Source organism: Actinoplanes sp. NPDC019969 (assembly GCF_055562375.1).
The window spans coordinates 146,289-166,530 of the sequence record NZ_JBVHFK010000003.1 but is presented as its reverse complement, the minus strand read 5'-3'; the positions used below and the strand labels follow the sequence as shown (position 1 = coordinate 166,530).

General features: G+C 71.4%; 18 protein-coding genes and 1 riboswitch. Of the genes, 8 read left to right on the top strand and 10 right to left on the bottom strand.

Annotated elements, in window-relative coordinates:
- Positions 1-153: 153 nt before the first annotated feature.
- Positions 154-1,038 (bottom strand): EamA family transporter, encoded by an 885-nt coding sequence (locus ACZ3II_RS10900; RefSeq protein WP_465517420.1) that lies wholly within the window; start codon positions 1,036-1,038, stop codon positions 154-156.
- A gap of 65 nt (positions 1,039-1,103) precedes the next feature.
- Between ACZ3II_RS10900 and ACZ3II_RS10895 the strand changes: the two genes are divergently transcribed.
- Positions 1,104-2,045: a LysR family transcriptional regulator gene (locus tag ACZ3II_RS10895; protein ID WP_465517419.1), complete on the top strand. Its 942-nt coding sequence runs from the start codon at positions 1,104-1,106 to the stop codon at positions 2,043-2,045.
- 37 nt (positions 2,046-2,082) lie between these two features.
- Here ACZ3II_RS10895 and ACZ3II_RS10890 read toward each other — a convergent pair whose 3' ends face one another.
- Positions 2,083-5,304: an AfsR/SARP family transcriptional regulator gene (locus ACZ3II_RS10890; protein ID WP_465517418.1), complete on the bottom strand. Its 3,222-nt coding sequence runs from the start codon at positions 5,302-5,304 to the stop codon at positions 2,083-2,085.
- Entirely contained in the window at positions 5,258-6,208 is a 951-nt protein-coding gene (locus tag ACZ3II_RS10885; RefSeq protein ID WP_465517417.1) for an LLM class flavin-dependent oxidoreductase, read from the bottom strand. The genes ACZ3II_RS10890 and ACZ3II_RS10885 overlap by 47 nt, the downstream gene beginning before the upstream one ends.
- Positions 6,209-6,305: 97 nt before the next feature.
- Between ACZ3II_RS10885 and ACZ3II_RS10880 the strand changes: the two genes are divergently transcribed.
- The 7 genes from ACZ3II_RS10880 to ACZ3II_RS10850 all read left to right on the top strand — a co-directional run bounded on the left by ACZ3II_RS10880 (position 6,306) and on the right by ACZ3II_RS10850 (position 12,219).
- Positions 6,306-7,154: a helix-turn-helix domain-containing protein gene (locus tag ACZ3II_RS10880; protein WP_465517416.1), complete on the top strand. Its 849-nt coding sequence runs from the start codon at positions 6,306-6,308 to the stop codon at positions 7,152-7,154.
- Positions 7,155-7,327: 173 nt separating this feature from the next.
- Entirely contained in the window at positions 7,328-7,780 is a 453-nt protein-coding gene (locus tag ACZ3II_RS10875) for a carboxymuconolactone decarboxylase family protein (protein WP_465517415.1), read from the top strand.
- Between the two features lie 5 nt (positions 7,781-7,785).
- Positions 7,786-8,076 (top strand): hypothetical protein, encoded by a 291-nt coding sequence (locus ACZ3II_RS10870; RefSeq protein WP_465517414.1) that lies wholly within the window; start codon positions 7,786-7,788, stop codon positions 8,074-8,076.
- Between the two features lie 251 nt (positions 8,077-8,327).
- Entirely contained in the window at positions 8,328-8,948 is a 621-nt protein-coding gene (locus ACZ3II_RS10865) for a sigma-70 family RNA polymerase sigma factor (RefSeq protein WP_465517413.1), read from the top strand.
- A gap of 61 nt (positions 8,949-9,009) precedes the next feature.
- The gene (locus ACZ3II_RS10860; RefSeq protein WP_465517412.1) at positions 9,010-9,756 is read left to right on the top strand and encodes an anti-sigma factor; all 747 of its coding nucleotides are present in this window, start codon (positions 9,010-9,012) and stop codon (positions 9,754-9,756) included.
- A 71-nt stretch (positions 9,757-9,827) separates the two neighbouring features.
- Positions 9,828-11,291, top strand: a complete 1,464-nt coding sequence (locus ACZ3II_RS10855; protein WP_465517411.1) for a serine/threonine-protein kinase — start codon at positions 9,828-9,830, stop codon at positions 11,289-11,291.
- A 13-nt stretch (positions 11,292-11,304) separates the two neighbouring features.
- Positions 11,305-12,219, top strand: coding sequence for a DUF7710 domain-containing protein (locus tag ACZ3II_RS10850; RefSeq protein WP_465517410.1), 915 nt, complete (start codon positions 11,305-11,307; stop codon positions 12,217-12,219).
- A 47-nt stretch (positions 12,220-12,266) separates the two neighbouring features.
- Here ACZ3II_RS10850 and ACZ3II_RS10845 read toward each other — a convergent pair whose 3' ends face one another.
- The 7 genes from ACZ3II_RS10845 to ACZ3II_RS10815 all read right to left on the bottom strand — a co-directional run bounded on the left by ACZ3II_RS10845 (position 12,267) and on the right by ACZ3II_RS10815 (position 20,240).
- Positions 12,267-14,048 (bottom strand): carbohydrate-binding module family 20 domain-containing protein, encoded by a 1,782-nt coding sequence (locus tag ACZ3II_RS10845; protein WP_465517409.1) that lies wholly within the window; start codon positions 14,046-14,048, stop codon positions 12,267-12,269.
- Between the two features lie 173 nt (positions 14,049-14,221).
- Positions 14,222-15,151: an ABC transporter substrate-binding protein gene (locus ACZ3II_RS10840; protein WP_465517408.1), complete on the bottom strand. Its 930-nt coding sequence runs from the start codon at positions 15,149-15,151 to the stop codon at positions 14,222-14,224.
- Positions 15,151-15,807 (bottom strand): ABC transporter permease, encoded by a 657-nt coding sequence (locus ACZ3II_RS10835; protein WP_465517407.1) that lies wholly within the window; start codon positions 15,805-15,807, stop codon positions 15,151-15,153. The genes ACZ3II_RS10840 and ACZ3II_RS10835 overlap by 1 nt, the downstream gene beginning before the upstream one ends.
- Entirely contained in the window at positions 15,804-16,442 is a 639-nt protein-coding gene (locus tag ACZ3II_RS10830; protein ID WP_465517406.1) for an ABC transporter permease, read from the bottom strand. Before ACZ3II_RS10830 ends, ACZ3II_RS10835 begins: the two co-directional genes overlap by 4 nt.
- Positions 16,439-17,443, bottom strand: coding sequence for an ABC transporter ATP-binding protein (locus ACZ3II_RS10825; RefSeq protein ID WP_465517405.1), 1,005 nt, complete (start codon positions 17,441-17,443; stop codon positions 16,439-16,441). The genes ACZ3II_RS10830 and ACZ3II_RS10825 overlap by 4 nt, the downstream gene beginning before the upstream one ends.
- A 209-nt stretch (positions 17,444-17,652) precedes the next feature.
- Positions 17,653-18,864: a benzoate/H(+) symporter BenE family transporter gene (locus ACZ3II_RS10820; protein ID WP_465517404.1), complete on the bottom strand. Its 1,212-nt coding sequence runs from the start codon at positions 18,862-18,864 to the stop codon at positions 17,653-17,655.
- Positions 18,865-18,884: 20 nt separating this feature from the next.
- Positions 18,885-18,971, bottom strand: a riboswitch (ZMP/ZTP riboswitch).
- 36 nt (positions 18,972-19,007) lie between these two features.
- Positions 19,008-20,240, bottom strand: a complete 1,233-nt coding sequence (locus ACZ3II_RS10815) for an MFS transporter (RefSeq protein ID WP_465517403.1) — start codon at positions 20,238-20,240, stop codon at positions 19,008-19,010.
- Positions 20,241-20,242 lie beyond the last annotated feature (2 nt).

Below are 20,242 nucleotides of genomic sequence, written 5' to 3'. Positions count from 1 at the left end.
TCGCCCCCTGCTCACGCCACCTGGGCTCCGGACGCTCAAAGCTCGCGCCCTCTCACGCCGCCCAGGCTCCGGACCCTCAGGCTCACGGGCGCTCGTGCAACCCAACCCCGGATGCTCAGCTCACGGGCGCTCGTGCAACCCAACTCCGGGTGCTCAGGCTCGCGGGCGGGAACCGGACCGCTCAGCACCGATGCCGGCAGCGACGACCAGAGCGATCCCGGCGACCGCCACCAGATCCGGGATCTGGTGCAGCATGACGAGGCCGACGAGCACGGCGATCGCGGGTTCGAGACTCATCAGCGTGCCGAAGGCGGCGGTCGTCAGCCGGCGCAGCGCGAGGAACTCGAGGACGAACGGAATCACCGGCAGCAGCACCGCCAGGAACAGCCCTGCCACCAGGATCTCCGGGGTGAGCCGGGCGAAGACCGGCATGCCGGGCACGACGGCGACGGCAAAGGTCGCCACCAGTCCCGCGACCGGCATCGAGACGGCCAGTCCACGGATGCCGCTGCTCTCGTCGCCGACATGCTGGGTGAGCAGGATGTAGGCCGCCCAGCACACCGCGGCGCCGAGCGCGTACGCCACGCCCACCGGATCCGCCCCGCCGTGCCACGGCGCGGTCAGCAGCAGCACACCGGCGGCGGCGATCAACGGCCAGCGCAGGGTGCGACCGCGGACGACCGCCACGGCGAGCGGCCCGAGGAACTCCAGAGCACTCGCGGTCCCCAGCGGCAGCCGCGCGACAGCCGACATGAAGAGCATGGTCATCGTGCCGGTGACCACCCCGAGCGCCACCGCCGGCAGGAGACCTCCCGCGCGGAAGTCGGAGCGGCGTGGCCGTACCACGATGAGCAGGATGATCCCCGCCCACGCCAGCCGGATCCAGGCGGCGCCGGTCGCGCCGATGTGTTCGACGAGCCCGACCGAGACCGCGAGCCCGACCTGCACGCAGGCCATCGCGGCGACCGCGAGGGCGGCTCCGCTGCGGGCGGTCCCACCCGGGGAGTTCAGACGGCGGGGTACGGCGGTGAGCGTCATGCCGCCAGTAGAAGCCGTCGCAACCGCTCGCGTCCACGTAACAATCGTGGACATGTCGTTCGCCGGTGCTTAACAATGAGCCCGTGGACGTACGCCGCCTGGAAACTCTCCTCATGCTGTCTCGACTGGGATCGATGCGTGCCGTCGCGGACGAGACGCACACCACCACGTCGGCGGTGTCCCAGCAGATCGCCGCGCTGGCCCGGGAGGCCGGAACAGCGCTGATCGAGCCGGAGGGCCGGCGGGTCCGGCTCACCCCGGCCGGCCGGCGGCTGGCCGAGCACGCCGTGACGATCCTGGCCGCCCTGGAAGCGGCCCGTCTCGACCTGGACCCGTCCGCGGAGCCCGCTGGAACCCTGCGTGTCGCCGGTTTCGCCACCGCCATCCGCCTCTCCCTCATGCCGGTCCTGTCCCGCCTGGCCGTCGATCACCCGAAGGTCCGCGTCCGTATCCACGAACACGAACCGGCCGAGGCCATGGCCCTGATCGCCACCGACGACGTGGACCTGGCCCTGACCTACGACTACAACCTCGCCCCCGCCACACCGGATCGTTCCGTGGTGTCGCAACCGCTCTGGTCCACCGAGTGGGCCCTCGGCGTCCCCGCCACCGAGCCCTTCTCCGCCGACCACCATGCCGGCGCCCCCTCGGATCCGGAGCTTCCCGCACCTGCCGTCCTCGCCCGCTTTCGCGATCACGACTGGATCGTCAACTCCCGGGGCGCCGCCGACGAGCAGGTGATCCGGACGATCGCCTCGATGGCCGGCTTCGAGCCACTGATCACCCACCGTGCCGACAGCCTGGCCCTGCTCCAGGACCTGGTCGTCGCCGGCCTCGGCATCGGCCTGCTGCCCGCCGACCAGCCGACCCACCCCGGCGTCCGCCTGCTCCCGCTGCGGAACCCGTGCCCGATCCTGCGGACCTTCACGGTGGTCCGCGCCGGCCGGACCGGCTGGCCGCCGCTGGCCCTGCTGCTGAACCTGCTCCACACCGTCCCCACCACCTGACCCCGGCCGTTTCCCGCCAGGTGTACAGCCGGCCGGGTCAGGTGCGCCATGGCAGCAGGCTGCGGTCGCCGGTGTCGAGGATGGCCGGGTCGCGGCCGGTGACGTACTCCTGCTGGAACGGCCAGCCCCGCTCACCCTCGAGCAGGAACCGTACGAAACGCATCACGTCGCTGCCCGCGATGTAGGTGTAGCCATCGCCCTCCGTGGTGTCGAGGAAATACACGGCGCCTGTCGCCGCGTCGAGGACGTAGTAGTTGCCGGTCCCGTCTCCCGCGACCGGGACCCGCCCGCGTGCGGGCCACTGCGGGAAGCGGTCGAGTGTCCGTCCCGCCTGCTCGGTGCCGAACAGCCCGCCGGGATCGACCGCCGAGCCGTTGCATATCCGCAGCCAGGCCAGATAGAGCCGGGGCAACGGCATCGGGAAGCGGGCCGCGAGTTCGGTGATCTCGCCCTCGGTAGCGCCCCGGATCGGCTCGTCGTCCCCGGACCGCGACGCCCTGGCCAGCAGTTCCAGAATCTCGGCGTCATCGGCGTCGGGGACTGCGAGTTCCCGGTAGACCAGCGCCGCCGTGTGGGCGTGCACGGCCGCCGATCGATGGTCGCGCCGGTGGAGGAAAGCCGCGGCCAGTCCGTGATGCGCCCGCGCCACCTCGGGTTGGTTGTGCACGCGCGCTGCCAGCTCCGCCGCCCGTTCATGCTCGGTGACGGCCAGGTCCGGTTGCCCCGCGCTCAGGTGCGCCTCACCGATCCCGTTGGCCGCGGACGGCTCGTCACTGCGATTGCCCATCGCCCGGTAGAGGTCGCCGGCCTGGCGGTGCCGGACGATCGCGTCGGCGGGCTGTCCCTGATGGCACAGGACGACGCCGATCTGGTGCAGAACCCCTGCCTCGCCGAGCGGGTTGCCGTCCTTGCGATGCATCGCGAGGGCCAGATCGAGGTGGCGTCTCGCCTCGTCGTGCCGGCCCAACTGGTCGAGGACCATGCCGAGGTCGCCGAGGACGAACGCCTCACGCGCCCGGTCACCGGCGATCCGGGCCAGGTCGAGTGCCTCTTTCAGGCAGCGCTCGGCCCGCCCGGTCTCGCGCCGGCGGCCGGCCACGTTACCGAGCGCATGCAGGGCCAGGGCCCGGGGGAACTCATCGGTGGCGATGTCGAGCGCCTGTCCCGCCCAGTCCGAGGCTCGCTCGTATTCGCCGCGCCGCCAGTACGTCCACGCCAGGTCGGCCAGCGCCCGGCCCTGCACGTCGGCGTCACCGTTGCGGCGGCTGCGCTCCAGTGCCGTGAAATGCAGGATGACGGCGTCGTCGTGGTGGGCCTGCCGGTCCAGGTAGGGCCGGAGCGCGTGAGCGAGATGACCGACGCAGACCTGCGGGCCGTAGGTGACCGTGGTGATGATGTTGCCGCGTTCCGCGTCGAGCCATCGGATCGCCTCGCCGGGCCCGTCGACCGGCTCCACCGGGGTGAGCACCGGCGGGAGCCCGGGCCGGTCGCCGACGTTGCCGGGGTAGAGCTGCCGCACCGCCGCCCGGGACCGGTGCAGGTAGTGGACGAGCAGCCGCATCAGCGCATCGTCCTCCGCGCCCAGCGAGCGGGCGTGCTCCCGCAGGAGGTCGTGCATCGTGTAGCGGCCCTGCTCCCGTTGCACCAGCATGTGCGCGTCGAGCAGCGCCTCCAGCAGGTCCTCGGCGTCCGGGACCGGGATGCCGGCGAGCGCGGCGGCGGCATGCGGCTCGATGTCGCGGCCGGGCGCCACGCCCAGCAGCCGGAACATCCGCTGCTCGGCTTCGTCCAGCTGCTCGTAGGAGACGGTGAAGGCGGCCGCGACGCTGCGCTCGGGCGTGGCCAGCTCGGCGAGACGCAGCCGCCCGGCCAGATAGGCGACGGTCCACCGGGGGCGGTGCTGCAGCCGGGCCGCGGCGATCCGGATGGCCAGCGGCAGGTTGCCGCACAGGCCGAGGACCTCCCGGACGGCATCGGGCTCCGCCCCGGCCCGCTCCCCCACGATGCCGGTGAACAGGGCGATCGCGTCCCCGGGCGGCAGCACCTCCACGGACAGGGCGCGGGCGGCGTCGATGTTCACCAGCCGGCGCCGGCTGGTGATCAGCATCAGGCTCTCGGAGACGCCGGGCAGCAACGGCCGCACGTGCGCCTCGTCGGCCACGTTGTCGAGAAGCACGAGCACCCGGCGCCGCCGCAGCTCGGTGCGCCACATCGCGCTGCGCTCGGCTTCCCCGCGAGGAGTGCCGGTGAGCCCCAGTTGCCGCAGCAGGAGCTCCAGCGCCGCGGAGGCCGGCAGCGGCTCCTGGCCGGGGGTGTTCGCCCGCATGTCGAGGAAGAGCTGCCCGTCGGGGAACCGATCGGCGACGCGGTGGGCGGCCCGGACCGCGAGCGTGGTCTTGCCGATGCCCGCCATCCCGTCGACGGTCACGATGGCTCGGGCCGCCCCGGACAGGATCTCGTCGAGCTCGGCGTCACGGCCCGTGAAGTCGGCGATGTCGTAGGGCAGATGATTCCTGCTCTCGGCCGCCGGGGTCCCGGCGAGCACCGTCCTCTCCCGCTCGGTGAAGTCGTGTCCCGGGTCCAGCCCCTGCTCCTCGGCCAGGGCCGTGCGATAGGACCGGGCCACCGCCAGCGCGTCCGCCTGCCGCCCGGCCCGGTGCAGCGCCAGCATCAGCTGTCCGGCCAGCCGCTCCCGCAACGGGTTGGCGGCCACCAGCCCGGCGAGCTCGTCGACGATCCGGGTGTGCTCGCCGGCCTCCAGCGACGTCTCCATGAGCCGCTCGATCGCGGTCAGCCGCCGGTCGGTGAGCAGGGCGCGGGCGCTCGGCACGTAGCTCGCGTGGATGTCGGCCAGGGCCTCGCCGTCCCACAGGCCGAGGGCTTCCCGGAAGCGGCCGCCCGACACCAGCTCGTCGAACTCGTGCACGTCGAGCTGCCCGTCGCCGGGAAGCAGCACGTAACCGCCCGGGCGTGTCTGCAGGATCTCGCGGGCTGCCTCGTCGCCGGCCGTGCGCGCGCCCTTGCCCGCGCCGCGCAGCGCCCGGCGCAGGGCGGTGATCGCGGCGTGGATCTGCGAGCGGGCCGTCTCCGGCCGGTCATATCCCCACATCGCGTCGATCAGCTTCTCCATGCTGATCACCCGGCCGGAATGGAGCAGCAGGTAAGCCAGGACCGCCCGGTGTCGCGGGGCGATGCCGGGCAGCGGCCGGCCGTCATCGACGACCCGAACCGGGCCCAGGAGCCGGAACCGGAACGCCACGATGGGAATCTATCGCCTCGCGGACGGCGGGGACGATCTCCGTGGCCCAGCGGCCCAGCGACACCGGATCGGGTGCTCCGCCACTCGGGGAGAACAGGATGAATCCGGAGGCGCCGAAATCGAGGACGGCCTCGGTGAGTTCCTCGGCCCACTGGCCGGCCGAACCGCCGAGCCACCGGCCGTCGCTGTCGCGCGTGGCGGGCAGCGGGCGGTCGGTGATGCGGCCCGGAAGGTTGAAGATGGTCCTGACCTGTCCCGGCGCCCGGCCGACGGTTGCCGCCGCCTCGTCGATGACCGGGCGCGAGGTGCGATATCGCTCGCTGCGCCAGTCGGCCGCATGCCCGGGGATCCAGCCGTCGGCCACCCTCCCGGTCGCGGCGAGCGACCGCGGGCCCACCGACCCGGTCCACACCGGAGGAGCGGGCACGGGAGCCGGATCGATCCGCTCGACCCGATAGTGCCGGCCCCGGTGGGTGACGGGCGGGCCGCCGCCCGACAGCTTGCGCACCAGGACGATCGCCTCCTCGAAGGCGTCGACGGCCTCGCGAGGGCCGAGTGGCTCGACGCCCATGTCGGCGATGCGGTCCCACAGGCCGCCCGCGCCCATGCCGAGCACCACGCGGCCCTCGGACAGCGCCGCCAGCGACGTCACGGTGCGCGCCAGCACCGGGGCAGGCCGGGTGGGCAGGTTGGTGACGTTGGCGAACGCCGCGAGGCGACTCGTGCGGCCGAGGACGAATCCGATGGCCGCATACGCGTCGAGGCGCCCGCCGAGGTAGGGATGGTCGGACAGCGAGAAGATGTCCAGACCGTCGCGGTCGGCCTGTTGCGTCATGCGCAGCAGCTCCGGCCCGTCGTCGATGTCACTGTGTGCTCCGAAACCGAAGACGATTCTCTCGTTCACGCTTCGAGAGTGCTCCGCTCACCGGCCTTTGTGGAGGCCGTGCTGATGGTGGTAGCAGCAGGGACACCTTCGCGGTCTCCGGCGGCGTTACGGTCGGATGGTGAGCGACAACGAACTCGGACTATTCCTGCGGACCCGCCGGGCGGCGATCACCCCGGCTCAGGTCGGGCTGCCTGCCGGCCCACGCCGCCGCGCCCCAGGGCTGCGTCGTTCCGAGGTCGCCGCTCTCGCCGGCGTCAGCGTGGAATATGTGATCCGGCTCGAGCAGGGCCGTGACCGCCGGCCCTCCCCGCAGGTGCTGTCCGCGCTCGCCGGAGCGTTGCGGTTGTCCGCCGGCGAGCGCGCTTATCTGCTCCGCCTGACCAAGGCTGCCGACCCGGGTTACAACTGTCTCGGCCGCACCCGTCCGGCCCGCACGGTGCGCCCGACCGTGCGCGCCCTCGTCGACCGTCTCGAGCCGTCCTCCGCCGTGCTGCTCAACCGGCTCGGTGACATTCTGGCCCACACCTCCGGCTATGAGCGGCTGATGGGACCGTTCGGTCTGCTGGAGGCAGCCCAGCCCAACCTGCCCCGTTTCGTCCTCGCCGACAAGCGTGCGCGCGACGCCTTCCCCGAGTGGGAGCGGATCGCCGACGACGAGGTCGCCGCGCTCAAACAGGGTCCGTTCCGCGCGGATCCGCATATCGCCGCCCTGGCCGACGAGCTCACCGTGACCGCCGGTGACGCCTTCACCCGCCGGGTCGAGACCGTTCCGGGCCTGCCGCGTTACAGCGGGGTGTTCCCGATCGCTCACCCGGTGGCCGGCCCGCTGCGCCTCGCCTTCGAGGTGCTCGAGCTGCCCGATGACGACGATCAACGGCTGATCGTCCACCTGCCCGCCGATACGGCGACCGAAGCCGCCCTCCACCGGCTCCTCTCGGATTCACTGCGCCTGCTCGTCAGCTGAGACAGCCGCCCGGTCCTTTTGTTCCTTGACAACTCCACAGCGCATTCACCAGGACCGCCGGCGCCCCGATGCGGCCGGGGAGGCGATGCATCGTGAACGCATCGCGGATGTATCAACCGGGTTCGGCAACCTCGTGGGCAGGACAGAAGGACCTACACGAGGAGTGGAAGACGATGGCGCAGCGTATGAAGAATCCGGCGGTTCTGGTGCCCGCGGCGATGGCCCCCATTCAGGAACTGATCAAGGCCGCCCACTCGCAAGGACTGCCGCAGGAGCTGATGGATCTGGTGCATCTGCGGGTCAGCCAGATCAACGGGTGCGGCTTCTGCGTCGACGGCGGGCTCAAGAGCCTGCGCAAACTCGGCGTGAGCGACGAGCGGATCGGGCTGGTCACCGCGTGGCGGGAGACGCCGTACTACTCCGAGGAGGAGCGGGCGGCGTTCGCGCTGGCCGAAGCGGTCACCCGGCTCTCCGACAGCGCCGACGCCGTGCCGGACGACGTATGGGACGCGGCGGCGGACCACTTCACCGAAGAGCAGCTGGCCTCGTTGCTGCTGTGGATGGCGGTGACGAATCTGTTCAACCGCCTGAACGCCCCGATTCGCCAGGCCCCCGGATCGTGGTGACGACGATGACGACGGTCCGTACCCACACCTACACGGTCGAGCCCGCCGATCTCGAGGAGTTCCTGGCCCGGCGGGCCTCGCTGATCGGCACGGTCCGGGGGGCCCATCCCGGGCTCACGGCGACGGTGCTGATCCGGTTCGACGACGAGACGTACACCGACACCTGGCACTGGGCGAGCGGCCCGCAGATGCAGGCCGCGCTCGCCGCGATCGGCACCTTCCCGGAAGCGCCACTGGCCATGGCACTGACGAAGGACAGGACAGCGCGCGACGGCCAGCTCGTCGATCAGCGCTGACGGGCCGCGAGAGCGAAACGAGGAGGAGTCCGGGCGAGGCGCGCCTGGACCCGCACCGGGCCGGCGTGGTAGCCACGTTCCAGGGTTTCGGCAGCCGTACCGAATCGTGGTTTGACCGGTGCGAAATCACCGGCCGCGCGCGTCCCATCCGCGGGCACCGCGGCTCCGAATCTCCTGAGACGGCGCGCTTGTGCTCGCGAGGGGGCCCGGGCGCCTGGGCCGCATCGTGTGCTTTCGAGAGACGGAGTGCCATGGGAGAGCGCGGCATCGGGGACCGGCCGGAGCATCTGACTCCGGTGCCGTCCCCGGAGAGGGTTCCGGACGCGAACGCGCTGATGACGGCGGTGGCCCGTGGGGACGAGAAAGCGTTCGGCCAGCTGTACGACCTGGTGTCACCGCGGGTCTACGGGCTGATCCGGCGGGTGTTGCGGGATCCGGCGCAGGCCGAGGAGGTCGCGCAGGAGGTGCTGGTCGAGGTGTGGCGGTCGGCGGCGCGATTCGATCCGGCACGCGGGTCAGCGACGGCATGGATCCTCATGATTGCGCACCGGCGGGCGGTCGACCGGGTCCGTTCGGAGCAGGCGGCGTCGGACCGGGCGGTCCGGGTGGGCGCGGCGTCCGTGGACACGCCGTACGACGAGGTGGCCGACACGGTGGCGGTCCGGCTGGAGCGGCAGCAGGTGCGGCACTGCCTGGACGTGCTGACGGAATTGCAGCGGCAGGCGGTGACCCTGGCGTTCTATCAGGGCCATTCGTATCCACAGGTGTCAGAATTACTGCACGTTCCGTTACCGACGGTGAAGAGCCGGATGCGGGACGGTCTGGTCCGCTTACGGGATTGCCTGTCGACCGAGGAGGGGGTGCCGGCATGACGCGAGACAGCGGGCACCGATCGGGACGGCGTGGCTCGGGGGCGGCCACGGGAGGCGTGGCGTGAGCGCTGACGTGCATTCCTTGATCGGGGCGTATGTGCTGGACGCCCTCGACGATCTGGAGCGGGCGGCCTTCGACCGCCACCTCCTCGACTGTGCGGCCTGCCGGACGGAAGCCGACGAGTTGTTCGAGGTGACGGCCCGGCTTGCGGACGCGTCGTGGTCGGTGCCCCCACCGCGGCTGCGCGACAACGTCCTCACCGTGATCGCCGACGTCCGCCAGTTGCCGCCGCAGGTCTCCCGGCGTCCCGCCGCGCCGGAACGGGCCCGGACCGGGCGCAGCCTCCGCCTGATCGCGGCGGCTGCGGCGGTCGTGACAGCGATGGGCGCGGCGGCGGCCGTCTACGAGGTGCAGGACCAGCGGGTACGGGACGCGCGACAGCTCGCCGAGGCCGCGCGGGCCGCGGAGGCCAGGGTCCGGTCGGTCCTGGGCTCACCCGACGTGGTGACCCGGCAGGAACCGCTGACCAGCGGGGGCCATGTGACGGTGGCGAGTTCCCGTCTGCAGAACGCCGGAGTGATCATGCTGGCGGCGGACGGCCCGCCGGACGCGGGGCGGGTCTATCAGATGTGGACCGTGCGGACCGGTGGCCCGGTCTCGGAGGGCGCCCTGGACCAGGGTCAGTCCGCGGCGGTGCAGGTCGTCGAGGGCCTGCCGGCGATGGCGGCGGTCGGCATCACGGTGGAACCGGCGGGCGGCTCGGCCACCCCTACTCAGCCACTGGACGCGCTGGTGGAAATCACCTGACCCCGGCACCCATCCGCCGTACCCCGGGACTCCGAACCCTTTGCGGATTCCGCGATGAACGGGGTGAGGAGATGGCCGAGGACCTGGACGGGCGCTATCGGCTCCGGGAGTTGATCGGCTCGGGTGGGATGGGCCGGGTCTGGCGTGCCGAGGACACGTTGTTGCAGCGTACGGTCGCGATCAAGGAATTGGCGCCGGCGGGCGGCCCGCGGCTGGCCGAGACAGCGGTGCGGGAGGCACGGGCGGCGGCCCGCCTCGACCATCCCGGCGTGGTGAAGGTGTACGACGTGATCACCGCCCGGGACCGGTCGTGGATCGTGATGGAGTACGTGGCGTCGCGATCGCTGCACCAGGCCGTGCGTGAGGACGGGCCGCTGCCGCCGGCCGAGGCGGCCCGGATCGGCCTGCGGATTCTGGCGGCGCTGCGGGCGGCGCATCGGGCCGGGGTGCTGCACCGCGATGTCAAACCGGACAACGTGCTGCTCGCGGCGGACGGCCGGGTGGTGCTCGGCGACTTCGGGCTGGCGGCGATCGGCGGCGACGGGCCGGATCCGCGGCTCGGGTCGCCCAGCTACATCGCACCCGAGCGGTTGCTGGAGCAGCCCCAACGGCTGCCGGACCGGGAGGCCGGGGTGGCCGGTGACCTGTGGTCGTTCGGAGCGACGCTGTACTTCGCCGTCGAGGACCGGCCGCCGTTCACCCGCGGCAACGGCGCGGCGGCGTTGCGGGCACTGCTCGCCGACCCACCCGACGAGCCGGTGCTGGCCGGACCGTTGACGCCGCTGCTGCTCGATCTGCTCGGCAAGGACCCGGCGCGGCGCCCCTCGGCGGACGAGACCGAAGGCCGGTTGCGGGCGGTGACCGATCCCCCGCCGCCGGCCCGCCGTTCCCGGCTCCGGACGCGGGTGGTCGTCGCGGGCGCCGCCGCCCTGCTGGCGATCGGCACCGGCACGGCCCTGGGCGCGGCCGGCGCCCGCCGGGCCCCGCCACCGGCCGGCCCCGTGTCGGCGCTGATGTCACAGCAGGTCGTCGACGCGTGCCGTCTCGGAGGCCCGGTGGAGCCGGTCGCCGCGGCCACCGGCACGTTCCCGCCCGGTCTGCCCGAGGGCTGGTTGTGGGCCCGGGACCCGGCCGGCTTCACCGTCGCGCTACCGGCCGGCTGGCGACGCTCCGCGCGGGACGACGACGTGTGCTTCAGCGATCCGGGTGGGCGGCGCGCCTTCACCGTCAACGTCGCCACCACCGCCCCGGACGGTCCACTCGGCTACTGGCGGAGCCGGGAGAAGAGCGAGAACCTGCCCGGATACCAGCGGATCGGCATGACCACGTTGTCGGTGGAACACGGTGGCGCCGACTGGGAGTACACCTGGCGTCCCGGTGGCAGGCCCCTGATGCACGACCGCCGGGTGCTGATCATGACGGGTGGGCGCTGCTCCCACCAGCTGCGGTGGAGCGTCCCGGACAGCGACTGGGCCGCCACCACCGGCTTGCGGCACCGCCTCGTCGACCTGTTCGAAGCGGCCGCGGCACGCTGACATAATCGTTGTGATGAGTCAGGACGCGGCGTACCGGCACCATCGGGAGCAGCTGAACCGGGCACTGCGGCGGCCCGGCATGTACAGCCGTGACGAGTCGGCCGAGTTCCTCCTCCTCGAAGCGATGGCCGCGGTCGACGACGGTGTGGAGCGGTGGCGGGCGGAGTACGAGACGCTGCGCAACAGCGGGCTGTTCACCGCGACCGGTGTGAAGGGCGTCTACTCCGGGATTCTCCCCGCCGACATGGTGCGGGACGCCGCGGCTTCCGCCTACGCCGAGATCGCGCATCGCCTCGGCTGGCTGGATCTGGACCGGGTTCTGTCGAAGGCCGAGTATCAGCGGCTCAGCACCGTCCTCCCGGAATGGGTGGCAGAGGACCGGACCTGGTCCGCGCTGACCGGTGAGTTCGGCGCGCCGTCCCTGCGCGGCGGCGGCTCCAGCGACCTGTGGTCCAGGACGGTCGCCTATGCCACCGCGGACCCCGCCGACGCGCTGATCTGCGTGCATCTGTGGAACGCCGTGGCCGACACTGCCCCCGGGGAAGCTCTTCGGGGTGTCCTTCCGGAGCCGGTGGTTCTCGCGACCCGGCACAGCCGGGATCAATTCTGGTTCACCCCGGAGGGGCTGCGGCGCAAGCCGGCCCGGATGTCCGATCGGGCCTGGCCCACGGTCTGGATCTTCAACGGGGTGGGCTCCCGGTTCCCGGCTGCGGTCTTCGAGACTCCCGAGGCCGGACTGGCCTGGGCCGCGGAGCACGGGGTCAGCGGCGCCCTCGCCGAATACGTCTTCGGCGGCGCCTACGACACGGCGGTCCGCGACGGCCGGTTCACCCCGTCGCAGCCGCACCACGGCACCCCCGATCACATCGCCGCGTTCGGCCCCGGCCTCGACCACATCCACCTGACCGGCGGCCGCCCCGACGCATGAGGTCCGGCCACCCGTGCGGGCGGCCGGACCGGGATGCGGTGCGGTGATCAGCGCCAGGTGTCGTTGAGAGTGACCTGGCCGCTGGACGGAACGGTGGCGGTCCGGTTGCTGCCGGACTCCCAGGTGACGCTGCCGTCGGTGTTCTTGCGGAGGTACTTGTACTGGAACGTCGTGCCCGCCGGCAGGGAGACCGTCCCCTTCCACACCGGGTAGGCGGCAGCCGACAGCGGGATCGCGCCGGCCGGAGCCCAGTTGCCGAGAGCGGCCTGGTTGCCGACGACGAAGATGTTCTGGCCGTACGAGGTGGTGGCGGTGACGTTGAATCCGGCGCCGGCCGTGGCGGTGCCCGACGGGGTCGGGGACGGCGAGGACACCGACGGCGACGGGGTGGGGCCGCTGGCGCCGACGTAGAGGGCGACCGCCTCGCCGGGGGCGATGGTGGCGCTGAACTGGCCGGACGCGTTGACCGTGTAGGTGGTGCCGGTGCAGCCGCCGCCGCTGGTCGGGTCGCCGTGCTGCACGTCGCAGTAGGTGCCGGCCGGCAGGGAGGTCTGGAAGGTGCGGGTCAGCGAGCTGCCCTCGTGGTTGATCGCGACGTAGCCCTTGTCGCCGCGGCCGAAGGCGATCTGGTCGCCGCCGTTGCTCCACCAGTTGGTGACGGCGGTGCCGCGGACGGTGTTGCGGAACCCGACCATGTTGCCGATCTGGCGCCACGCGTGCTGGCACTTCCAGCCGTCGGTGTAGCAGGCGTTGACGGTGCCGCCGTTGGGCGGGCCGGCGTCGTGGTTGCTGAACTCGTAACCGGAGTTGACGTCGGGCGCCCCGAACGGCCAGGCCAGCGCGAACACCTGGGCAAGGGTGTAGGCGGAGCCGTCGGTGTAGTTGAGCGTCGAGTCGTTGCGCTCGGTGTCGTGGTTGTCGACGAAGACGGCGGCCTGGTTGCTGGGCAGGTAGCCCCAGGCGGCGCCGAAGTTCGACAGGTAGGCGAGGTTCTCGTTGAGGAAGATCCGCTTGAGGTCGAAGGCGTACCGGAATTCCTGCACATCACCGGAGCCGGTGTACTCCGACGGCTGGACGGCCTCGCCGGCGCCGTAGATGGCCTCCTGCTTCCAGTAGGCGCCCGGGTTGTTCAGTTTCGCCTTGATGCCGGCCAGGTCGGCGGCCGACATGTGCTTGGCGGCGTCGATGCGGAAGCCGTCCACACCGAGCGACGACAGGTCGTTCATGTAGCCCGCGATCTTGCCGCGGACGTAGTCGCTGCCGGTGTTGAGGTCCGACAGGTTGACGAGTTCACAATCCTGGACGTTGGAGCGGTTGGAGTAGTTGTTGATGGCGCTGCGGCAGCCGTGGAAGTCGGCGTCGGAGTAGAGGCCGGGGTAGTTGTACTTGGTGTACGAGGTGCCGCCGGTGCCGGTGCCGGAGCCCGCGGACATGTGGTTGATGACGGTGTCCACGACGACCTTGACGCCGGCCGCGTGGCAGGTGTTCACCATGTTGGCGAAGGCGGTGCGATCGCCGAGGCGACCGGCGATCTTGTACGACACGGGCTGGTACGAGGTCCACCACTGACTGCCCTGGATGTGCTCCTGCGGCGGTGAGACCTGCACGTATCCGTAACCGAGCGGGCCCAGCTTGGTGGTGCACTCACGGGCGATCGACGCGAACGACCACTCGAACATGACAGCGGTGACGTCCTTCTCCCCGGGCGGGGCGGCGAAGGCGTCGGGGCTGCCGGCGATCTGGGCGACACCGAAGCCGCCGAGGCCGAGCACGAGGGTGGTGGCGGCGAGGATGCGGGTCAGGCGGTGTCGCCTGCGGGGACTGTCCACATCAACCTCCAGGAGGGAACGGGTTTGCAAGCCCTTGCAGCAACAGGCCTGAAACTTTCTGAAAATCTTTGCGGCAAAGATAGATATCAACGAGTAGGCCCGTCAAGACATCTGCCGGAAACAGAGAAAGCGCCGCCCCGAAACGGGACGGCGCTTCCGAAAAGCCGCGAATACTACGAAGCCAGGCCGTTCTCGGAGAGGAACGCCTTGGCGACCACCGTGATGTCCTTCTTGTCCACCTGGACCTGGGCCAGGTAGGAGGTCAGGTTCTCGGTGGTCAGCTTCGCCGAGACGCCGTTGAGAGCGCCGGTGACGGTCGCGTTGTTCGCCTCGCTGCGGATCAGCGGGAGGATGTTCTGCGACAGGAACAGGTTCTTCGGGTCCTCCAGGACGACGAACTTGTTGGCCACGATCGACGAGTCGGTGGAGAAGATGTTGGCGACCTGGATGTCACCGTCCTTGAGGGCGTTGACGGTCAGCGGGCCACCGGCGTCCAGCGGCTTGAACTCCTTGAACTTCACCCCGTACTCCGACTCGAGGCCCTTGAGACCCTGGTGCCGCTCGGCGAACTCGGGCCCGGCGCCGGCGACCAGCGTCGGGGCCACCGCCTTCAGGTCCTCGATGCTCTTGAGGTTGTTCTTGGTGGCGACCTCCGAGGTGACGGTCAGGGTGTCCTTGTCCTCGGCGGCCGACTGCTCGAGGACCTCGGTGCCGGCCGGCAGCACCTTCTTCAGGGCGGCGAGCACGTCGGTGGGGCTGGAGACGCCCTCCGGCACCCCACCGGTCGACAGCGAGGCCAGCAGCGCCCCGTTGTACTCGGGAAGGAGCGAGATGGAGCCGTCCTGCAGCGCCTTGAGGTAGACCTCACGGGCGCCGATGTTGAACTTGCGGGTGACCTTGACCCCCTTGGCCTCGAGGGCCTGCGAGTAGATCTCGGCGAGCAGCTGGCTCTCCGGGAAGTTCGCCGAGCCGACGGTGACCGCGCCGCCCGCCGCACCCGAGGCGCCGGCGGAGGGCGCGAGCGGATCACTGTCGGTACCGCACGCGGTGAGACCCAGGGTCAGGGCCAGGGGGAGGGTCAGGGCGGTCAAAAACCGTTTCATCAGGAGCCTTTCAATCCGGGTGAGACGATCCAGCGCTGGATGAGCGCCAGGAACAGATCGACGAGCACGGCCAGACCGGCGACCACGATGGCGCCGGCCAGAACCCTGGAGTAGTCGTTGACGGCGAGGCCGTCGATGAGCAGCCGGCCCAGCCCGCCGAGACCGACCGCGGCCGCCACCGTGGCGGTGGCGACGACCTGCAGCGCGGCGTTGCGGAAACCGCTCATCAGCACCGGCAGGGCCATCGGCAGCTCGACGCGGGCGAGCACCTGCCAGGAGCGCATGCCCATCCCCCGGGCGGCGTCGACGACCCGGTGGTCCAGGGTGCGCATCCCGGCGTACGCCGAGGTCAGGATCGGTGGGATGACCAGCACGGTGAGGGCGATCAGCACCGGCAGCAGGCCCAGCCCGAGCAGGGTGACCATCAGCATCAACAGGCCGAGGGTGGGCAGCGACCGGCCGGCGTTGCCCGCGTTGATCGCGATGAACGACCCCTTGCCGGTGTGGCCGATGTAGAGCCCGACCGGCAGCGCGATGATCACGCCGAGCAGCAGGGCGAGGGCGGTGTACCCCAGGTGGGACAGGATCAGCTGCGGGATGCCGCCCGGTGTGCTGGGGTCCCAGTGGGCGGGGTCGGTGAGGTAGGAGAGGTTCATGCGGCACGCGTCCACGGGGTGATCGCCCGCTGCACGAGCACGATGATCAGGTCGGCGAGGCCGGCCAGCAGCACCGACAGGATGATGCCGACCAGGATCGGCTCGATGTAGAACAGCTGGAAGCCGCGGGTGAACAGCTGGCCCAGGCCGCCGATGCCGATCAGCGAGCCGACGCTGACCAGGCTGATGTTGGAGACGGTGGCGACCCGCAGCCCGGCCAGGATGACCGGCAGCGCGATCGGCAGCTCGACCGCGGTGAGACGGCGCAGCCGGCGGTAACCCATCGCGGTGGCGGCCTGGATGACGATCGGGTCCACCGAGCGCAGGCCGTCGGCGACGGTACGGGCCAGCAGCGCGACCGTGTAGATGGTGAGCGCGACCACGATGTTGACAGGCGACAGGACCTTGGTGCCGAGCAGGACCGGCAGGAACACGAACAGCGCCAGCGACGGGATCGAGTAGAGCACCCCGAAGGTGTTGACCAGTGGGTGGTACAGCCAGGAGAACCGGACCGCCAGATAGCCCAGCGGCAGCGAGATCGCGAACCCGAGCAGCACCGGCAGCAACGCCAGGTACAGGTGCTCCTGGAGCGCCTGCCAGACGATCTCGGAGTTGTTCTGCAGGTACTGGATCATGAGCGGCGGCTCGCCAGATAGTCGGCCAGGTCATGGTGGCTGACCAGGCCGTCGGCGGCGCCGTCCGGGCCGACCCGCACGGCGATCCCGACCGGGGAGCTGATCACCAGGTCGGTCACGGTGCGCAGCGAGTCCTCCTTGGTGAACACGCCGCCGGTGGGCTGCAGCCCGTCCGGGCCGGGCCAGCCCAGGGGCCGGCCGGAGTCGTCGAGCGACAGGCCGTCGACCGGCTTCACCGGCAGCTGCGAGGCGGTGTCGAAGGACAGGCTGCGCAGGCCCCGGTCGCGGCCCACGAACTCGGCGACGAAATCGTCGGCGGGCTCGGCGAGCAGTTCGCGCGGCGTACCGAATTGGGCGAGGTGACCGCCCGCACGGAGAACCGCGACGTGATCGCCCAGCTTGATCGCCTCGTCGATGTCGTGGGTGACCATCGCGATGGTCTTGCCCAGATCCTGCTGCAGCCGCAGGAACTCCTGGTGCAACTGCGCGCGGACCACCGGGTCGACCGCGCTGAACGGCTCGTCCATCAGCATGATCGGCGGATCGGCGGCCAGCGCCCGGGCCACCCCGACCCGCTGCTGCTGGCCACCGGAGAGCTGTGCCGGATAGCGTTTTGTGAAGTCCTCGCCGAGCCCGACCCGCTCCAGCAGCGCTAGCGCCTTGGTGCGCGCGGCCCGGCGCGTCTCGCCGAGCAGCACCGGCACGGTGGCGACGTTGTCCAGGACTGTCCGGTGCGGGAAGAGGCCCGCATGCTGGATGACGTAGCCGATGCCGCGCCGCAGCAGCGCCTCGTCCTTGCCCGCCACGTCCTCGCCGTCGATCAGGATCCGCCCGGAGGTCGGCGTGACCATCCGGTTGATCATCCGCAGGGACGTGGTCTTTCCGCAGCCGGACGGCCCGACCAGCGTGGTGATCCTGCCGGTGGGCAACTCCAGGCTGAGGTGGTCCACCGCTGTGCTGCCGCCGGGGTACACCTTGACGACGTCCTCGAATGTGATCATGGCGCTCCCGGTCGATCTTGTGGATCCTGTAATTCATACTCTATGGGTATGATTAGTATGTCAATGCGAGTCACGTCCCGACCATGCCAGACCCGGTGTCGATCACGTCACCCCGCGACGCGCGTCACAAGCCACTGGTCACCATCGCGCGCTTGATCCCCGGTCCGGCGCTCGCGGAAACTATGATCCGATACGCCCGCCACCGTCGCTCAGGATCGCTCCGCCTCGTGCGTCTCGCCCTGCACGACCTCGGCCCGGCGGCGCAGCGCACCCGTCGCCCACGCCGTGAGCACGCCCGCGATCAGCCCCCAGAACGCCGAGCCGATGCCGAGCATCTCGATCCCCGAAGCGGTGGCCAGCAACGTGACCACGGCCGCCTCCCGCCAGCGGTCACCGCGCAGTGCCGTGCTCAGTGAGCTGCCGATGGTGCCGAGCAGCCCGATCCCGGCGATCCCGAGCACCAGTACGGCGGGCAGCGCGCCGAGCAGCGAGGTGATCGTGGCGCCGAGCACGCCGACGATCAGGTAGAAGACGCCCGCCCACACGGCGGCCAGATAGCGGCGGCGCGGGTCGGGCAGCGCCTGCGGGCCGGTGCAGATCGCCGCCGTGATCGCGGCCAAGTTGAGGCCGAACGCGCCGAACGGGGCCAGCAGCAGGTTCACCGTGCCGGTCCAGGTGATCAGCGGGGAGACCGGCACCTCGTACCCGTCGTTGCGCAGCACCGCCACACCCGGCAGGTTCTGCGACGCCATGGTGACCACGAACAGGGGCACCGCCACCCCGATCACCGCCTGCCAGGAGAACGACGGCATGGTGAAGACCGGCTCGGCGAGAGAGAACCGGACGGCTCCCGGCCGGAACGTGCCGGTCACGGCGGCCACCGTGACGCCGACGAGCAGCGCGGCCAGCACCGCGTACCGGGGCAGGAACCGCCGGCACACCAGGTAGGTGCCGAACATCGCCAGGATCAGCGTGACGTCGGTGTTGGCGGACGAGAACAGGCTCATACCGAAACGGATCAGCACCCCGGCGAGCAGCGCGGCGGCCAGCTCGGTCGGCACCCGGTCCATCACCCGGCCGAACCAGCCGGTCACCCCGGTCACGGTGATCAGCGCCGCGGAGACCACGAACGCGCCGATCGCCTCCGGCATCGTGTGCCCGCTCAGCCCGGTGGCCAGCAGCGCGGCGCCCGGCGTCGACCAGGCCGTCACGATCGGCGCCCGGTATCGCAGGGACAGGCCGATGCAGGTGACGCCCATCCCGACGCAGAGCGCCAGCATCCAGGACGCCAGCTCGGCGTCGTCGGCGCCGGCGGCCCGGGCGGCGCTGAACACGATCGCCGCCGAACTCGTGAACCCGATCAGCACAGCGAGGAAACCGGCGTTGACGGCAGGCAGGGGGGCGATGTTCCGTACGGCCATGAGCGGGCTCCAGGGACTCGTCGGATCGCCCAGGCGCGCGGCTCAGCCATGATCGGCAGGCCGCTCCCCGATGGTGACCCACCCGAACGCCAGTCACGGCCCGGACTCACCCTAGCGGCCGCCCACCAGCCGCCCGCCACCCATTATCCGGCCGTCCGTCCCCCGAGCGTGGCTGCCGGAGCCGGGGGCCGGCGGAAGTGGACGAGCGGGGCGATCAGGACCGTGGCGAGGCCGGCGCAGGCGATCGCGGTGGCCGGTGAGGTGAACTCGGCGACGGCGCCGACGATCAGCGGACCGACGCCCTGCAGCGCCATCAAACCGGTGGTGAGCAGCGCGAACAGCTGGCCGCGACGATCCTCGGGGGCGGCTTCGAGAAACTCGCGCTGGATGCCGATGGAGTAGGCGAAGCCGCAGCCGGCCACCGCCAGCAGCGCGACCGTGACCGGCAGCGGCAGGTCGGCGGCGAGCAGCACGAACGGCGCGCCGAGCAGGACGACGAGAGGGGCGCTGAGACGCTCCCGTACGACGGGGCGCACCAGGCGGCCGATGCCGAAGTTGCCGAGCAGCATCCCCGCCGGCGAAGCCGCCATCAGGAGAGCGCCGGCGCCGGCCGGGAACCCGCGCCGGGCGCTGTAGGCGACGAGCAGGGCCTCCGCCCCGGCGGCGAACGCCGACGGCAGCCACTGGACGATCAGCAGCCGGCGGACGACCGGGTCGCCGAGCAGGGCGGTCGCGCCCGCCCAGCTGTCCCGCACCGCTCCCCCACGGCCGGTCGAGGCCGGGGCGGGCTCGCCCGGCAGACCGGATCTGACCAGAAGGGCGGCAACCAGATGGCACGCCGCGGCGAACAGCAGGGCCTCCTCGGCCCCGAGCGCGGCCACCGCGACGCCGCCGCCGGCCAGGCCGAGCAACTGGGCAGCGGATCCCGACATGCCGGTCAGGGAACGGCCGAGGACGTACGCGTCGCCGGTCAGCCGATCCGCGATGACCTTGGAGGCGGCGCCGGCGAACACCGGGGTGACACAGGCGACCAGCCCGACCAGCAGCAGGTTCACCACGACGGGAAGGCCGGCCAGGCCGAGGACGGCGGCAAGGGCGCCCTCGGCGAGGTACCCGGCGACGATCAGCGGCCGGGAGCGCAGCCGGTCGGTCAGCGAGCCGAGCAGCAGACCGCCGGCGAACTGGGGCAGGAAACCGGCCCCGAACGCGAGGGCGCTCATCAGCGGCGACCCGGTGGTCGCGTAGACCAGCACCGACAGCGCGAAGATCTGCAGCGAGTTCGCGCTGATCGCGAGGGTGCGGGCGACGAACAGGGTGCGGAAGACGGGTTCCGCGAAGACCTCACGATAGGTGGCCTGGCGTTCCGGAGCGGTCATGG

Bases quoted from the DNA above. Each gene is read 5' to 3' on its own strand.
- ACZ3II_RS10835 (WP_465517407.1), bottom strand. From the start codon at position 15,807: ATGAACCTCTCCTACCTCACCGACCCCGCCCACTGGGACCCCAGCACA.
- ACZ3II_RS10850 (WP_465517410.1), top strand. From the start codon at position 11,305: ATGAGTCAGGACGCGGCGTACCGGCACCATCGGGAGCAGCTGAACCGG.
- ACZ3II_RS10825 (WP_465517405.1), bottom strand. From the start codon at position 17,443: ATGATCACATTCGAGGACGTCGTCAAGGTGTACCCCGGCGGCAGCACA.
- ACZ3II_RS10815 (WP_465517403.1), bottom strand. From the start codon at position 20,240: ATGACCGCTCCGGAACGCCAGGCCACCTATCGTGAGGTCTTCGCGGAA.
- ACZ3II_RS10875 (WP_465517415.1), top strand. From the start codon at position 7,328: ATGGCGCAGCGTATGAAGAATCCGGCGGTTCTGGTGCCCGCGGCGATG.
- ACZ3II_RS10900 (WP_465517420.1), bottom strand. From the start codon at position 1,038: ATGACGCTCACCGCCGTACCCCGCCGTCTGAACTCCCCGGGTGGGACC.
- ACZ3II_RS10880 (WP_465517416.1), top strand. From the start codon at position 6,306: ATGGTGAGCGACAACGAACTCGGACTATTCCTGCGGACCCGCCGGGCG.
- ACZ3II_RS10840 (WP_465517408.1), bottom strand. From the start codon at position 15,151: ATGAAACGGTTTTTGACCGCCCTGACCCTCCCCCTGGCCCTGACCCTG.
- ACZ3II_RS10870 (WP_465517414.1), top strand. From the start codon at position 7,786: ATGACGACGGTCCGTACCCACACCTACACGGTCGAGCCCGCCGATCTC.
- ACZ3II_RS10820 (WP_465517404.1), bottom strand. From the start codon at position 18,864: ATGGCCGTACGGAACATCGCCCCCCTGCCTGCCGTCAACGCCGGTTTC.
- ACZ3II_RS10865 (WP_465517413.1), top strand. From the start codon at position 8,328: ATGGGAGAGCGCGGCATCGGGGACCGGCCGGAGCATCTGACTCCGGTG.
- ACZ3II_RS10830 (WP_465517406.1), bottom strand. From the start codon at position 16,442: ATGATCCAGTACCTGCAGAACAACTCCGAGATCGTCTGGCAGGCGCTC.
- ACZ3II_RS10855 (WP_465517411.1), top strand. From the start codon at position 9,828: ATGGCCGAGGACCTGGACGGGCGCTATCGGCTCCGGGAGTTGATCGGC.